The 13,911-nt window shown below is 61.8% G+C and carries 16 protein-coding genes; 6 read left to right on the top strand and 10 right to left on the bottom strand.

Features of this window, described 5'->3' with window-relative positions:
* Positions 1-77: 77 nt before the first annotated feature.
* Together NUV89_RS21975 and NUV89_RS21970 are read right to left on the bottom strand one after the other, a co-directional pair.
* Positions 78-200 (bottom strand): PA1414 family protein, encoded by a 123-nt coding sequence (locus NUV89_RS21975; protein WP_257782953.1) that lies wholly within the window; start codon positions 198-200, stop codon positions 78-80.
* A 142-nt stretch (positions 201-342) separates the two neighbouring features.
* A complete protein-coding gene (locus NUV89_RS21970; RefSeq protein WP_257782952.1) occupies positions 343-1,236 on the bottom strand; it encodes a LysR family transcriptional regulator in 894 nt (297 codons plus the stop codon).
* Between the two features lie 104 nt (positions 1,237-1,340).
* Here NUV89_RS21970 and NUV89_RS21965 point away from each other — a divergent pair, with 104 nt between their 5' ends.
* On the top strand, positions 1,341-2,576 hold the full coding sequence (locus tag NUV89_RS21965) for an MFS transporter (RefSeq protein ID WP_257782951.1): 1,236 nt from the start codon (positions 1,341-1,343) through the stop codon (positions 2,574-2,576).
* Here the strand turns inward: NUV89_RS21965 and NUV89_RS21960 are convergent.
* Positions 2,460-2,864 carry a DUF2177 family protein gene (locus NUV89_RS21960; RefSeq protein ID WP_257782950.1) on the bottom strand — a complete coding sequence of 135 codons (405 nt, stop codon included), beginning with the start codon at positions 2,862-2,864 and terminating at the stop codon, positions 2,460-2,462. The two genes, NUV89_RS21965 and NUV89_RS21960, sit on opposite strands and share 117 nt — an antisense overlap.
* A gap of 52 nt (positions 2,865-2,916) precedes the next feature.
* Positions 2,917-3,753: a S1 RNA-binding domain-containing protein gene (locus tag NUV89_RS21955; RefSeq protein ID WP_017735376.1), complete on the bottom strand. Its 837-nt coding sequence runs from the start codon at positions 3,751-3,753 to the stop codon at positions 2,917-2,919.
* A gap of 322 nt (positions 3,754-4,075) precedes the next feature.
* Between NUV89_RS21955 and NUV89_RS21950 the strand changes: the two genes are divergently transcribed.
* The 3 genes from NUV89_RS21950 to NUV89_RS21940 all read left to right on the top strand — a co-directional run bounded on the left by NUV89_RS21950 (position 4,076) and on the right by NUV89_RS21940 (position 6,117).
* Positions 4,076-4,255 carry a hypothetical protein gene (locus NUV89_RS21950; protein WP_003193095.1) on the top strand — a complete coding sequence of 60 codons (180 nt, stop codon included), beginning with the start codon at positions 4,076-4,078 and terminating at the stop codon, positions 4,253-4,255.
* Positions 4,256-4,461: 206 nt separating this feature from the next.
* Complete coding sequence (locus NUV89_RS21945) at positions 4,462-5,184, top strand: TorF family putative porin (protein WP_257782949.1); 723 nt, start codon at positions 4,462-4,464, stop codon at positions 5,182-5,184.
* Positions 5,185-5,250: 66 nt separating this feature from the next.
* On the top strand, positions 5,251-6,117 hold the full coding sequence (locus NUV89_RS21940) for a DUF6279 family lipoprotein (RefSeq protein WP_257782948.1): 867 nt from the start codon (positions 5,251-5,253) through the stop codon (positions 6,115-6,117).
* On the opposite strand, the gene copD is transcribed toward NUV89_RS21940, so the two are convergent.
* The 5 genes from copD to NUV89_RS21915 form a co-directional block, all read right to left on the bottom strand.
* Positions 6,114-6,977 carry a copper homeostasis membrane protein CopD gene (copD, locus tag NUV89_RS21935; protein ID WP_257782947.1) on the bottom strand — a complete coding sequence of 288 codons (864 nt, stop codon included), beginning with the start codon at positions 6,975-6,977 and terminating at the stop codon, positions 6,114-6,116. The two genes, NUV89_RS21940 and copD, sit on opposite strands and share 4 nt — an antisense overlap.
* On the bottom strand, positions 6,974-7,348 hold the full coding sequence (copC, locus tag NUV89_RS21930; RefSeq protein WP_257782946.1) for a copper homeostasis periplasmic binding protein CopC: 375 nt from the start codon (positions 7,346-7,348) through the stop codon (positions 6,974-6,976). The genes copD and copC overlap by 4 nt, the downstream gene beginning before the upstream one ends.
* A gap of 49 nt (positions 7,349-7,397) precedes the next feature.
* Positions 7,398-8,213 (bottom strand): copper resistance protein B, encoded by an 816-nt coding sequence (locus NUV89_RS21925; protein ID WP_257782954.1) that lies wholly within the window; start codon positions 8,211-8,213, stop codon positions 7,398-7,400.
* A 10-nt stretch (positions 8,214-8,223) separates the two neighbouring features.
* Complete coding sequence (locus NUV89_RS21920; RefSeq protein ID WP_257782945.1) at positions 8,224-9,921, bottom strand: copper resistance system multicopper oxidase; 1,698 nt, start codon at positions 9,919-9,921, stop codon at positions 8,224-8,226.
* Between the two features lie 126 nt (positions 9,922-10,047).
* Positions 10,048-10,437, bottom strand: a complete 390-nt coding sequence (locus NUV89_RS21915) for a transcriptional regulator (protein ID WP_257782944.1) — start codon at positions 10,435-10,437, stop codon at positions 10,048-10,050.
* Between the two features lie 155 nt (positions 10,438-10,592).
* Between NUV89_RS21915 and NUV89_RS21910 the strand changes: the two genes are divergently transcribed.
* Positions 10,593-10,868 (top strand): hypothetical protein, encoded by a 276-nt coding sequence (locus tag NUV89_RS21910; protein ID WP_257782943.1) that lies wholly within the window; start codon positions 10,593-10,595, stop codon positions 10,866-10,868.
* A gap of 114 nt (positions 10,869-10,982) precedes the next feature.
* Here NUV89_RS21910 and NUV89_RS21905 read toward each other — a convergent pair whose 3' ends face one another.
* Positions 10,983-12,329, bottom strand: coding sequence for a DEAD/DEAH box helicase (locus NUV89_RS21905; protein WP_017735367.1), 1,347 nt, complete (start codon positions 12,327-12,329; stop codon positions 10,983-10,985).
* A 193-nt stretch (positions 12,330-12,522) separates the two neighbouring features.
* Here NUV89_RS21905 and NUV89_RS21900 point away from each other — a divergent pair, with 193 nt between their 5' ends.
* On the top strand, positions 12,523-13,821 hold the full coding sequence (locus tag NUV89_RS21900; protein ID WP_257782942.1) for a mechanosensitive ion channel family protein: 1,299 nt from the start codon (positions 12,523-12,525) through the stop codon (positions 13,819-13,821).
* Positions 13,822-13,911: the final 90 nt, after the last annotated feature.

Here is a 13,911-nt window from a genome sequence, read left to right as displayed (position 1 = left end):
AACCTTGCATCGACTGACACACCGCCTTCGCGAGCAAGCCCGCTCCCACATTATTGAATTCTGCGTAGCCTCAGGCGCTATCTGCGACGCGGCCGACGCTGCTCATCATCGGTACGGATCGGCACCGGTTGCATCGGCGGCTCGATCAAGCCCAGTGCAACACCGAGGTCATGGAGCCAGGTTTGAATTTTCTCTTTCATGGTTGCCCCCTTTGAGGGTAATGCTGGCAGGCGCAAATTCTGTCGCCTTTTCCTACAGTGATAGTAGCCCTAAGTCCTACGTATTGCATGGACGAAACCACAACGAACTATTACTGAATTGCTCTGAATCCTGACGGATCGCTCAAGCAATCGCCCGCGCGTCTTGCAGGACTTCGGCCTTGCCCGCTTGCTGCAAGTCGATCCATGCGTTGAGGTTAGCGCCGAGCATACCCTTTCGCCACATCAGCCAGGTGGTCGCAGTGGCAAAAGGCCCTGTCAACGGATGAACGGACACGCTGTCCTTGCCGGGCAGGCTGTCGAGCATGGATTCAGACATCAGCGCCACCCCGGAACCGGCGATCACGCACGCGAGCATGCCCTGGTAGGACTCGATCTCGATGGCCCGCCCCATCGCCACACGCTCGTGGGAAAACCACGTCTCCAGCCGTGCGCGATAGGCGCAACTGCGTCGGAACGTGAACACCGAACGCCCCGCAACGTCCTGCGGCCCACGCACCGGCGGGTGATCGGCTTCGCAGATCAGCACCAGGCGCTCTTCACACAACGGCACACCGTCCAGGGTGGCGATAGTGATCGGGCCGTCCACAAAGGCAGCATCCAGGCGGCCGGTAATCAAGCCTTCGAGCAACTCGCCGCTGGGCGCCGATTGCACCTGCAGATTCACCATCGGGTAAGCCTTGTGATAGCTCGCCAGCAGCTTCGGTAAATGAACCGCCGCCGTGCTGTACATGCTGCCCAGCACAAAGTCGCCGGCCGGTTGCCCGCCCTGCACTGCGCCATGGGCTTCGTCGTGCAGCGCCAGCAGACGGCTGCTGTAGTCCAGCAGCACTTTGCCCGCCGGAGAAAGCTGCAAGCGCTGGCGTTCGCGTACAAACAGCTCGACGCCGAGTTGCTCCTCCATCTGCTTGAGCCGGGTCGACAGGTTCGATGGCACGCGATGCAGGCGCTCGGCCGCGCGGGTGATGGAGCCCTCTTCCGCCACAGCCTGGAAAATGCGCAATTGACTGAACTCCATACCTTTCTCCAAAACTGAACAAGTTACTCACTATTATTCAATTTTACAGAAAGTCAATCCGCTTTAGCCTGAACGTCATTCGCTGACCCGTAGGAAAAAAGCCCATGTCGCCCCTGATTCGTTTACTCGCCAGCTTTATCGCCCTAATGATGGCCATGGGCATTGGCCGCTTCGCCCTCACCCCGCAATTGCCGCATTTACTCAGCGAAGGGCAGATCGACCTGACCGGTGCCGGCCTGATCGCCGCCGCCAATTACCTGGGGTATTTCGTCGGGGCGGTGGATTCGATCTTCGCCCGCAGCCATCACCACGTTCGCGGCCGGCTCTATGGTGGGCTGTGGCTGTGTGTGCTGCTGACCTTAACATCGTACTGGGCCCATGGGTTCTGGCCCCATCTACTGTTGCGCTTCGGGACGGGCGTGGCGAGTGCCTGGGCGCTGGTGATGATAACCAGCCTGAGCCAGCCGCTGGCGCTGGCTGCGGGGCGCCCGCGCCTGGGCGCACTGGTATTTGCCGGACCCGGGCTGGGGATTCTGCTCACGGGATTGCTGGCACTGGGCTCTAACCTGCTGGGGCAAGACTCGGCCACGTTATGGCTGGTGTATGGGGCGGTGGCGTTGGTGATGCTGCTGGTCGTCCTGCCCTGCCTGCCCCAGCCGACAACGGCCACTGCACCGACGGTCACCGCGGGAGGCAATCAGAGCATCGCGCACCTGGGCTGGATCTACTTTTTATTTGGCTTGGGCTACATCATCCCCGCGACCTTTCTGTCGCAGATGGCCAGCGCACAATTCAAAGGCGCCTGGCAGGCCGATCTGTTCTGGCCGTGCTTTGGCTTGTCCGCAGCGCTGGGGGTAGTTGTCGCCAGCCTGCGCGGCAACGCCCCGAACACCACACGGCACTGGCTGATGGCGACGTTGTGGCTGCAAGCCGCCGGTGTGTTCGCCTGCCTGCTGGGCAATGCCTGGGGCCTGGCACTCGGCGTGTTGCTGTGTGGCGCGCCGTTCCTGGCATGCATGCAGCTGGTCATGGCACGTCTGCGGGACATCGCCCCCCATGGCTATCAGCGCAGCACCGGTTTGCTCACCGCCAGTTTTGCCATCGGCCAGTTGAGCGGGCCGTTGCTGGCCTCGGTGAGCAGTCATCTGAGTGGCGACCTGCGTCCGGCACTGGTGATTGCCGGGAGCGGCCTGCTACTGGCGGGTTGGGTGCTTGCCTGGCAATCACCGGCGCGGGCGCACTCGATGCGCACACACGTATCCAACCGTGCAGCATGCAGCCGTCAGGAAGGTGCCCCAGGCCATATCCATGACTGCCAACCCGGCGGACCAGCCCTGTAGAGTGGCCCAGTTGCTCAAGTCATAGGTGCCGTAAGCCACCAGGCCCAGCAAGGCGCCCAAACGTGCAGCGCGTTGCCAACTTGCGCTGGGCAAGACAACGAACACGACACAACCGAGGACATACAAAAGGTAGAAGAGTGCTGCTGGCAGCAGGCGCGGCTGATCGAGCATCAGCGGGCCCAGCAGTGATTTGTAGGTCGGGCCCATGAGTACGCCGAGCCAGAGGCCGTCGAGGACCAGAAAGGCAAGCAAGGTGCCGAGGTAGGCGAAGATGGTTTTTCTGGACATTGAAACAACCTCTGTAGGCGCCGAGTGGCACCTACAGAAGAGCAAACCGCGATCAGCTTAGTTCAATGCGATCGGCATGAATCACGATCTGGCCCTGCTTGTAGAGGGCACCGATGGCCTTCTTGAAGTTGCCCTTGCTCACGCCAAACAAGTTGCTGATAACCGCCGGGTCGCTCTTGTCGCTGACCGGCAGGCTGCCGTTGTTTTCACGCAACTTGGCGAGGATCTTCGAGTTCAGGCTGGAGGCCGCTTCCTGGCCTACTGGCTGCAGGCTCAGGCTGATGTTGCCATCGGCGCGGATCTCTTTGATGAAGCCTTTCTCTTCCTTGCCCGGGCGCAGGAACTTGAACACTTCGTTCTTGTGGATCAAGCCCCAGTGCTTGTTGTTGATGATCGCCTTGAAGCCCATGTCGGTGGCTTCGGCCACCAGCAGATTGACTTCCTGGCCCACCTGGTAGTTAGCCGGGGTCTTGTCCAGGTAGCGATCCAGACGCGCGGTCGCAGTGATGCGCTTGGTGTGCTTGTCGAGGTAGACGTGCACCACGCAATATTCACCAGCGGTCATCTGGCGTTTTTCTTCCGAGTACGGCAGCAACAGGTCTTTCGGCAAACCCCAATCGAGGAATACACCAATACTGTTGACTTCCACCACTTTCAAACTGGCAAACTCGCCCACTTGAACTTTCGGTTTTTCAGTCGTGGCGATAAGTTTGTCATCGCTGTCCAGATAAATGAAAACGTTCAGCCAATCTTCATCTTCACTGGGAATATCTTTGGGGATATACCGGTTGGGCAAGAGGATTTCACCGTCTTGCGCGCCGTCCAGGTACAAACCAAAGTTAGTGTGTTTAACCACTTGCAAGCTGTTGTAGCGACCGACCAAAGCCATTTTCAATACCCTCATTACGTGGGCGGCATTCTACCCGAGTTGCGCCCGCCACGCGCGCGCGCCTGAAAAATCGCGGGTTGGCGTGGCGCGCTGATGGCCTTGCCCCGCTCGTCCGATCAATAAGCGCGATTTTACGGCTACGTACGCCGCAGCCAGCCCCGGGGTTTCGAGTTAAAACAGTAAGTTAGAGGCTTATTTCAAAGATAGACTTCAGTTATTTCCACACGCAGCGCTTATTCCCGGGGGATATTTGCCAAGCAATTGTCAAGTATTTCCTGTACGATGCCTGGCCAAGTTAATTTTCTACAGGTTAGTGGCCGCCATGCGCGTAAAAGCATCCAACAGCAAAGCAAAGCCAGCTCCCGCCGTTGAAACCAGCGAATCGATCAACAGCCAGATTGCTGCGTTCCTCAAGTCCGGCGGCGAAATCCAGCAAATTGCCAAGGGCGTGAGCGGCCAGACTTTCGGCCCGTCCAAGCAGATCAGCCTGGGCAAGAAGTAATACCGCGCAACACACCTGGTCCCTAAGCGCCTTGTCATCAAGGCGCTAGGACTAGAGCCCGCAACACCCTCCCGACACATTCAATCTCGCACCAATCGACGAACGGGGCTCAACCCCAGGCATTCGCCGGTATGCTTGCACACGTCTAGCACGGGCATCTGCTCGATTTCTTCTGTTACTGCTCCTCGCTTTTCATGGAGTGACGCATGGTCAAACCCTGCATTTTCCTGCTCACGGCCCTGATAGCCAGCCCCCTTGCCCAAGCGCAGATCTTTCAACGCGAATGGGGCGACTTCGACTTGAAATTGGGCACCACCCCCAGCCGCAGCATGGCCCAGGGCCTGGTCAAGCCCACCTCGCCGGGCAGTGATTCATTCCATGGCGGGCTCGACCTGAGCCACGACAGCGGCCTGTATGTCGGCCAGTTCTCACCGAGCATGGGCCTGTCGCCGGACAGCACCCTTGAAGTCGATTCCTACATGGGCTTCAAACACCCCTTCGACCAGACCCTGGGTTACGAAGTCGGCCTGATCCACTACAGCTACCCCAAGCTCAGCCCCCTCGACAGCCAGGAGTTCTACGGCGGCCTGAACCTGCTGGGCAACCGCTTCGGCGCGTCCTTCAGCAACGACCCGGACCGCCAGGACAGCACCCTGTTCGCCGACCTCGGCGGCACGCAACCCTTCGGCATCGGCGTCAGCATGAAGTACACCACTCATCAGTTGGGCAGCCCGGTCGCCGTCGACGGGGGCTCCATCCGCAGCTTCAGCGATTGGTCGGTGCAATTCTCCCGGGCCTGGATGGGCGTTGACCTGAACCTGATCTACAGCGACTCCAGCCTCAGCGGCGGTGATTGCTCGGCCTACTCTGGACACAACTCGCAATGCGATGGCCTGTTGACGCTGAAGGCCGCGCGGTCGTTTTATTGATGGGCTGAACTGTCGCCCCTCGCGCAGGCTCACATGCACACACCTCCTCTGCGCAAGGACCCGCCCATGCTGCATCGGCTCAAACTCCTGCTGGTATTGCTGGCCCTCAGCCTGGTGCTCGGTGGCTGCAACCGCGTCGGCCTGGCCTATCGCAACCTGGATGTGATCATCCCCTGGACCCTCAATGACTACCTGGACATGAATGCCGGGCAGAAGAGCTGGTTCAACGACACCCTCAAGGCGCACCTGGCCTGGCACTGCACCACCCAATTGCCGGGTTACCTCGACTGGCTGGACCGCCTGCAACAGATGGCCGACAACCGCCAGGTCAGCGACGCCGCACTGCAAGCCCGCACCGCTGAAGCCAAGCAGGCGATTGCCGACATCGCGCAGCAAGTCACTCCATCTGCCATCGAACTGCTACAAGGCCTGGACGACCAGCAGGTGCAGGACATGAACAACGCCCTGGCCAGGGACCTGCGCAAGCGCCAGGACGACTACCTCAAGCCGCCACTGGCCGAGCAGATCCAGGAACGCGCCGAGCGCATGAGCAAGCGCCTCGACGCCTGGATCGGCCCGCTCAGTGCCAGCCAGCAGAGTCGGGTCAACGCCTGGTCCGTCGCTCTGGGCGAACAGAACCAGGCCTGGGTCGGCAACCGCGCCCGCTGGCAGGCGCACTTCATCGCCGCCGTGCAGCAACGCCACGACGCCGACTTCCCGCAGAAAATCCAGCAACTGCTGGTGGACCGCGAAAGCCTGTGGACCCCGCAATACCGCAGCGCCTACGCACAAACGGAAACCGCAGCGCGCAGCCTGATTGTCGACCTGATGGCCGAAAGCACCCCGGCGCAACGCCAGAAACTCAGGCAGAAAATCGACAAGGTACGCAGCGATTTCCAGGCGCTTAAATGCCTCAAGAGCACGCCGTCCTAGGTGGGCGCCAAGGTGCCCAGCCACGCGACCAACCCCAGGATCACCACCACCGCCGCCAACTCCAGGGCGATGCTGCGGCGCAGCGCCTTGAGCGTCCCCCCAGGCTCGCCCGCCGCCAGGGACCGCTGCAGCAACGGCGCAAGGTGCACACGATTGAGCGCCGCCAACCCCAGCATCAGGCCGAACAATCCCAGCTTGAGGCACAGCAGCAGCGCATAGAGCCCAGCCGTGAGGCCGTCCAGGTTCGGCCCGACGACAAACAGATAATTGGCCACCCCGGTGACCACCAACACCAGCACAAACCCGCTGCCGACGCGCGCAAATCCTGCCAAGGTGCGCGCCAGCGCCTGCACACGCCCGGCCTGGGGCAACGACCGGTTCACCAGCAACAACCCGAACGCCGCCAGCGCCCCGACCCAACCCGCCGCCGCCAGCAGGTGCGCGCTGTCGCTGAGCACATGCCAGAGCCGCACAGTGCCTTCGTGCATCGCGCCGTGCCCGGTCCACGTCAGCGTGACCAGCGCGATACCGCCGCACAGCGTGGCCAGCCGGGTATCCAGCACAACCAACGCCAGCGCCACCATGCGCAACCACCATGTCCAGCCCAGTTCGGTCTGCCCCAGCATCATGTGCAGGTGCGCCCACAACGTCGGCCAGTCCTCGGCGCCGCTCATGGCCTGGGTCATGGACAGCATCGACAGCACGGAAAACAGTAGACCCAGGCCTGCCAGCATGCGCAGCAAGCGCTGCACACTCAACAGTCGGCGCTCGGCATAGAAGCCGAACAACCCCAGGCCAAACACCAGCATCAAGTCCGCATACAGCGCAAAGCGCAGCATCACCGGGATCAGCTCACTCATGGCTGGACGCTGAACACCACATTGCCGAGGATCGGGTGCGTATCGGACGACACGGCACGCCAGTCCACCTGATAGGTGCCGGCCGTCAGTGCTTGAGCGGGCTTGACCAGCATCACTTTGGGGTCAGTACTGGCAGCGACGCTGGCCTTCACCGGCATCGGCGCGTGGGCCACGCCCTGCATGCCGGTCATGCTCAGCTTGGCGCCGGAAAACTGCGTCAGCAGGTTTTCCGAGAAGTGCAGTTCAATCACTGCGGGTGCAGGGCCCTGGGCGCCCGCAGCCGGAATGGATGAAAGCAATTTGGGATGGGCGGTGACCGACAGACTGGTGAGCAACGCAGCGCCCACCAGCGCGCTTTTCAACATCGACATGCAAGGCTCCAAGCCGCTCATGGCGGCGGGTTATAGGAAAAGTGAAACGTCAGAACCACAGGCGCACACCCGCGACCCAGCGCCATTGGCTGGCATCTTCGCCTTCATCGCGGGCGTATTGCGCGGTCTGGCCATAGCTGCGATGCCAGGTGAAACCCACATAGGGCGCAAACTCGCGGCGCACCTCGTAGCGCAAGCGCAAGCCGACCTCACTGTCGGCCAGGCCGGAGCCGATGCCGCGCTGCGGGTCATTGCGCCCGTAGAAGTTGAGTTCGGCGGTCGGTTGCAGGATCAGGCGGTTGGTCAGGAGGATGTCGTAGTCACCTTCCAGCCGTGCCGCGGTGCGCCCGGCTTCGCCGACAAACAACGTCGCTTCGGCCTCGAAGTTGTAGAGCGCCATGCCCTGCGCGCCAAAGGCTGCCCAGGTCTGCCCATCACCCGGTTTGAAGTCCTGGCGCACGCCGCCGACCAGGTCCCACCATGGGCTGATGGCATGCCCCCAGAGGGCCTGGGCTTCGGCGCTGTCTGTGCGGCCGGCGCTGCGCTCACCCTCGGTGCGCAGCCACAGGCGGTCGATGTCGCCGCCGAGCCAGCCCTTCATATCCCAGCTCAGCGCCCCTTCACCGCTGCCGCCCTGCCACTCCAACTGGTTGATGAGCAGCATCGAATTGACGCCACTGTCATGCACCAAGTGGCCACCGGGGGCGTTGTACACCGCCGCGCGATCGGCATCCGTCAGCACCGGAATCGGCGTACGGCTCTCGGTGAGTGCCGGTGACGCCGGGCTCATGCTTTGAAACTCATCCGCCAGCGCCCACGGGTTGCTCCCCAGCGCGATGACGGCAGCAACCACACGACGGCTCATCCTCAGGTCCTTATTCATGCACGCGCACCTCACGGAACATGCCCATTTCCATGTGGTACAGCAGGTGGCAGTGATAGGCCCAGCGGCCCAGGGCATCGGCAGTTACGCGATAGCTGCGCCGGGAGCCGGGCGGCATGTCGATGGTGTGCTTGCGCACCTGGAACTGGCCGTTCTCGTCTTCCAGGTCACTCCACAGGCCATGCAGGTGGATCGGGTGGCTCATCATGGTGTCGTTGACCAACACCAGTCGCACCCGCTCACCGTAAGTCAGTTGCAACGGCTCGGCAGCGGAGAATTTCACCCCATTGAATGACCAGGCGAACTTCTCCATATGCCCGGTGAGATGCAGCTCAATGGTGCGACTGGGCTCGCGGCCGTCCGGGTCTTCGAAGGTGCTGCGCAGGTCGGCGTAGGTGAGGACGCGGCGGCCATTGTTGCGCAGGCCGATGCCGGGGTCGTCGAGCTTGGGCACCGGGTTCATGGCTTGCATGTCCACCAGCGGGTTGTTCTGCTCGCTGGCCGGATGGCTTTGCATCGCCATGGCGCTGTGATCCATGCCTTCCATACCCGCCATGGCGCCGTGGTCCATGCCGCCCATGCCCATATCGTCCATGGTGATCCAGGGGCGCGGGTCGACGGCCGGGACTGGCGCGGTCAAGCCGGCTTGCCGAGCCAGCGTGCCCCGGGCAAAACCGCTACGGTCCATCGCCTGGGCAAACAGCGTGTAGGCCGGCGCCGTGGGCTCCACCAGCACGTCATACGTCTCCGCCACGGCAATGCGCAACTCATCGACGCTGACCGGTTTGACCGGCTGGCCATCGGCAGCGATCACGGTCATCTTCAGCCCCGGGATGCGCACATCGAAATAGCTCATCGCCGAGCCGTTGATAAAACGCAGGCGAATCGTCTCCCCCGCCGCGAACAACCCGGTCCAGTTGCGCTCCGGCGGCTGACCGTTGAGCAGATAGGTGTAGGTTTCGCCGCTGACGTCCGCCAGGTCGGTGGGGTTCATCTTCATCTGCGCCCACATCAGGCGGTCGGCGGCCGTGGCGGACCAGCCCTTCGCCCCCACATCGCGCACAAAGTCGCCGACGGTAGGCTTGTGCAGGTTGTAGTAATCGGACTGTTTCTTCAGGGTCTTCATCAGTGCGACGGGGTCTTCATCCGTCCAATCCGAGAGCATCACCACGTAGTCACGCTGGTAGCTGAAGGGTTCGGGCTCTTTTGGATCGATCACCAGCGGGCCGTACACGCCTTGCTGTTCCTGGAACCCGGAATGGCTGTGATACCAGTAAGTGCCGTGCTGCTTGACGGTGAACTGGTAGACAAACACCCCGCCCGGCTCGATGCCCTTGAAGCTCAGGCCGGGCACGCCGTCCATGGTCGAGGGCAGCAAAATGCCGTGCCAGTGGATCGATGTAGGCTCGGCCAGGCGATTTTTCACGCGCAGGGTCACTGTGTCGCCTTCGCGCCAGCGCAGCAATGGGCCGGGCAGGCTGCCGTTGATGGTCAACGCAGTGCGGTGGCGGCCGGTGAGATTGACCGGGGTCTGGTCGATAAACAGGTCAAATTCGCGGCCCGCCAACACGGTGGGCTGGCCGGGGCTGGTCAAGGCCCAGACCGGGCTGCGCCAAAGCCCGAGCCCGCCGAGCAGGCCGCCGACGGCGAGGCCTTTGACAACGGTGCGTCTGGAGGGTTTGGAATGCATGCCGATTCACGTCCGTCAGGGGAATGGCAGCAGATTAGGGGTGGCCGGCTGTCAGCCACCTTAGCGCCAGATTACCGATCTGACAGGTTCGCCTGGCACCGCAGCGGGTGCCGGGCGCGGTCAAGGTCAGGCGATCTGGGCCTTTGACGCGACTTCGGCGAAGGTGGCCGGGTCCAGCGCATCGCCTTGCTCGTCCAGCACTTGGCGCGGGTGGTCGTTGCCCGGGATCGAACTGTCGATCAATGCCAGCAACTGCGCGCCCAACGGCGTCAGGATGAAATTCTCACCGGTGCCACCTTCTTCCTCTGGCCGCGGTTCGATAAAACCGCGCTTGAGCAACAGCGCTTCATAATCCGCAGCAGTCTTTTTCAACGCATCCAGATTGCCCGTAGATTCGCCTGCCGTGGCCTTTTCGGCCGCTTCCTGCTCGGCATACTGGCGCGGTGCAAAACTGCCTTCGCCATTCTGCACTTCGTGCAGCAAGCGCTCGATCAGATCCCAGTTGTAAGTCGTCATCCTGATTCCTCCTGCGGGCGGGTGAAAAGTGGCCCGTCTAAAGGTGTGACCGGGCACGTCGCTGGCCGTTCAGCCCAATGGACGAGCGTCACTTTTGTGAACTTTCCACGCGGCGGCAACCTCCACTGAGATATCCCCGCCAAGGAGGTCCACCCATGAAAACCCTGATGAACCTGGCCATCGCCGCCACCCTGTTGACCGCCCTGCCCGCCTGGGCCTGTACGCCGGAAGAGGCCACGGCGAAGCGCGAGCAACTGGGCCAGGAAGTGGCCAAACTGACCGAACAGAACGCGACCCAAGCCAAGGAGATGAACGACGAGCTGCAGAAGATGGACCTGGACACGGAAAGTGCGCAGTTCCCTGACAAGTGCCAACTGATCGACGCCCGGCTCAAGGAACTCAAGGAAGCGGCGGCCAAAGCCAAGAATTGAAGCCAGAGGCAGGACGCGGAGCGTCCTTGGAGGCATTCCCACGCGGAGCGTGGGAACGATCACCGCGCATAAAAAAACCGGACATCAGTCCGGTTTTTTCACATCAGCCCAACCTTACTCGGCAGCCGGCGCTTCTGGCTTGCGGCGCTTGAGCGGGGCCATGCCGTCCTTGCTGACGAGCGACAGGTTGTCGGTCTTCGGCCGGTTGGCGATCTTGCGCTTGGTCGGCGACTTGGCGCCGGTTTTCTTCTTGTCGCCCTTGGCGTCGGTCTTTTTCTTCTTCACACCAACGGCCTTGCCCGACGCCTTGACCTTCTTCGGCCCGGTGTAGGTGCCTTTGACTTCCTTGATGGTACGGCGCTCGAACGACTGCTTGAGGTAGCGCTCGATGCTCGACATCAGGTTCCAGTCGCCGTGGCAGATCAGCGAGATGGCCAGGCCATCGTTGCCGGCACGCCCGGTACGGCCGATACGGTGCACGTATTCGTCGCCGCTGCGGGGCATGTCGAAGTTGATTACCAGGTCCAGGCCATCCACGTCGAGGCCGCGGGCGGCAACGTCGGTGGCCACGAGGATCTTCACGCCGCCGGCCTTGAGGCGGTCGATGGCCAGCTTGCGGTCCTTCTGGTCTTTTTCGCCGTGCAGCACGAACGCCTTGTATTCCTGGGCAACCAGGCGGCCGTAGATCCGGTCGGCGGCGGCACGGGTGTTGGTGAACACGATGGCCTTCTGATAGGTCTCGTTGGCCAACAGCCAGTTGAGGATCTGCTCTTTGTGCACGTTGTGGTCGGCGGTGACGATCTGCTGACGCGTGGTGGCGTTCAGGTCGCTGACGTTGTTGACCTGCAAGTGCTCAGGGTTGTTCAGGACCTTGGCGACCATCTCGCGCAGGGTCGAACCGCCGGTGGTGGCGGAGAACAGCATGGTCTGCTGACGGTTGACGCACTCGGCCACCAGGCGCTGCACGTCGTCGGCAAAGCCCATGTCGAGCATGCGGTCGGCTTCGTCCAGCACCAGCACTTCGACTTCCTTGAGGTCAAGGTTGCCGGCGTTGAGCTGCTCGATCATGCGGCCAGGGGTGCCGATCAGGATGTCCGGCACCTTGCGCAGCATGGCGGCCTGGACCTTGAAGTCTTCACCGCCGGTGATGATGCCGGACTTGATGAAGGTGAACTGGGAGAAACGCTCCACTTCCTTCAGGGTCTGCTGGGCCAGCTCGCGGGTTGGCAGCAGGATCAGGGTCTTGATGCTGACGCGAACCTTGGCCGGGCCGATCAGGCGGTTCAGCACCGGCAGGACGAAAGCGGCGGTCTTGCCGCTACCGGTTTGAGCTGTCACCCGCAGGTCACGCCCTTCGAGCGCGAGCGGGATGGCCGCTGCTTGCACAGGCGTTGGCTCGACAAATTTAAGCTCGGCCACGGCTTTGAGCAGGCGTTCGTGCAGGGCGAATTGGGAAAACACGGGTGCTACCTCGAAGAAATACAAAATATCAGCGGCATAGGGTACCGGTTTCGGGCGTCCAAACCGAGTTTCTTTACGCGAACGGTGCTAATCAGCTGCTTTTTTGTGAGCACTTTTGTCCAAGAGGCCAACTTTGTCGCACTTCAATGCTCTAATCGCCCCGTCTTGTCCTACAGAAGAATCGGTTTCACCCATGGATATCAAACAGCTCTGGCTCAACGTCCAAGACCTTTGGGGCGCCCTCGATGAACACCCGCTGCTGCACGCCAGCCTCGGCTTTGCAGTGCTGCTGGTGGTGGCGCTGCTGCTCGGACGGGTGGCGCGCTACCTGATCCTGCACACCATCAAGTTGCTCGGCCGGCAGCCGGCGCTGCACTGGCTCAATGACCTGCGGCACAACAAAGTCTTCCACCGCCTGGCGCAAATGACGCCCTCGCTGGTAATCCAGTTTGGCCTGTACCTGGTGCCCGACCTGAGCAAGACCGCGATCCTGTTCATCGGCAACGTGGCGCTGGCAATCAGCATCCTGTTCCTGATGCTGGCCATGAGTGCCCTGCTCAACGCCCTGCTGGACATCTACGCGCGCACCGAACACGCCCGCACCCGCTCGATCAAGGGCTACGTGCAGTTGGCGAAGATGGTCTTGTACGTGTTTGGCGCAATCATCATCGTCGCCACCCTGATCGACCGTTCGCCACTGTTGCTGCTGTCGGGTCTTGGTGCCATGTCGGCGGTAATCCTGTTGGTGTACAAGGACACCCTGCTGTCGTTCGTCGCCAGCGTGCAGTTGACCAGCAACGACATGCTGCGGGTCGGCGACTGGATCGAAATGCCCCAGGTCGGCGCCGATGGCGACGTGGTGGACATCACCTTGCACACGGTCAAGGTGCAGAATTTCGACAAAACCATTGTCTCGATTCCTACCTGGCGCCTGATGTCCGAGTCGTTCAAGAACTGGCGCGGCATGCAGGCGTCGGGCGGGCGGCGGATCAAGCGCAGCCTGTTTATCGACGCCAGCGGCGTGCGCTTCCTGCGTGACGATGAAGAAGTGCGCATGACCCAGGTGCACCTGCTCACCGACTACATCGGGCGCAAGCAGGCCGAGCTCAAGGCCTGGAACGAAGCCCAGGGCCACAGCGCGCAACTGTCGGCCAACCGTCGGCGCATGACCAACCTCGGCACCTTTCGCGCCTACGCCCTGGCCTACCTGAAAAGCCACCCGGACATCCAGCCCAACATGACGTGCATGGTGCGCCAGATGCAAACCACGGCGCAGGGTGTGCCGCTGGAGATCTACTGCTTTACCCGCACCACGGCGTGGGCGGATTACGAGCGGATCCAGGGGGATATTTTTGATTATCTGCTGGCGGTGTTGCCGGAGTTTGGTTTGAGCCTGTATCAGCAGCCGAGCGGCAATGACTTGCGCGCGGGGGTGTTGCCGGCCTTGCTCGGTGCCAGCCACTTACCCACGCTGGAAAACAAATCTGCCTAGCGCCACCACACCACCCACTGTGGGAGCTGGCTTGTGTGGGAGCGGGCTTGCTCGCGAAAGCGGTTTGTCAGAGAAGGATGTGCTGACTGA

Origin of the sequence: Pseudomonas sp. 18.1.10 (assembly GCF_024655625.1) — a bacterium.
Taxonomy (GTDB): Bacteria; Pseudomonadota; Gammaproteobacteria; order Pseudomonadales; family Pseudomonadaceae; genus Aquipseudomonas.
The sequence above is the reverse complement of the archived record's forward strand: the minus strand, read 5'-3'. Positions and strand labels throughout refer to the sequence as shown.

Bases quoted from the DNA above. Each gene is read 5' to 3' on its own strand.
- NUV89_RS21920 (WP_257782945.1), bottom strand. From the start codon at position 9,921: ATGCATTCCAAACCCTCCAGACGCACCGTTGTCAAAGGCCTCGCCGTC.
- NUV89_RS21945 (WP_257782949.1), top strand. From the start codon at position 4,462: ATGGTCAAACCCTGCATTTTCCTGCTCACGGCCCTGATAGCCAGCCCC.
- NUV89_RS21965 (WP_257782951.1), top strand. From the start codon at position 1,341: ATGTCGCCCCTGATTCGTTTACTCGCCAGCTTTATCGCCCTAATGATG.
- NUV89_RS21925 (WP_257782954.1), bottom strand. From the start codon at position 8,213: ATGAGCCGTCGTGTGGTTGCTGCCGTCATCGCGCTGGGGAGCAACCCG.
- NUV89_RS21960 (WP_257782950.1), bottom strand. From the start codon at position 2,864: ATGTCCAGAAAAACCATCTTCGCCTACCTCGGCACCTTGCTTGCCTTT.
- NUV89_RS21910 (WP_257782943.1), top strand. From the start codon at position 10,593: ATGAAAACCCTGATGAACCTGGCCATCGCCGCCACCCTGTTGACCGCC.
- NUV89_RS21950 (WP_003193095.1), top strand. From the start codon at position 4,076: ATGCGCGTAAAAGCATCCAACAGCAAAGCAAAGCCAGCTCCCGCCGTT.
- NUV89_RS21955 (WP_017735376.1), bottom strand. From the start codon at position 3,753: ATGGCTTTGGTCGGTCGCTACAACAGCTTGCAAGTGGTTAAACACACT.
- NUV89_RS21970 (WP_257782952.1), bottom strand. From the start codon at position 1,236: ATGGAGTTCAGTCAATTGCGCATTTTCCAGGCTGTGGCGGAAGAGGGC.
- NUV89_RS21975 (WP_257782953.1), bottom strand. From the start codon at position 200: ATGAAAGAGAAAATTCAAACCTGGCTCCATGACCTCGGTGTTGCACTG.
- NUV89_RS21915 (WP_257782944.1), bottom strand. From the start codon at position 10,437: ATGACGACTTACAACTGGGATCTGATCGAGCGCTTGCTGCACGAAGTG.
- NUV89_RS21900 (WP_257782942.1), top strand. From the start codon at position 12,523: ATGGATATCAAACAGCTCTGGCTCAACGTCCAAGACCTTTGGGGCGCC.
- copC (WP_257782946.1), bottom strand. From the start codon at position 7,348: ATGTCGATGTTGAAAAGCGCGCTGGTGGGCGCTGCGTTGCTCACCAGT.
- copD (WP_257782947.1), bottom strand. From the start codon at position 6,977: ATGAGTGAGCTGATCCCGGTGATGCTGCGCTTTGCGCTGTATGCGGAC.
- NUV89_RS21940 (WP_257782948.1), top strand. From the start codon at position 5,251: ATGCTGCATCGGCTCAAACTCCTGCTGGTATTGCTGGCCCTCAGCCTG.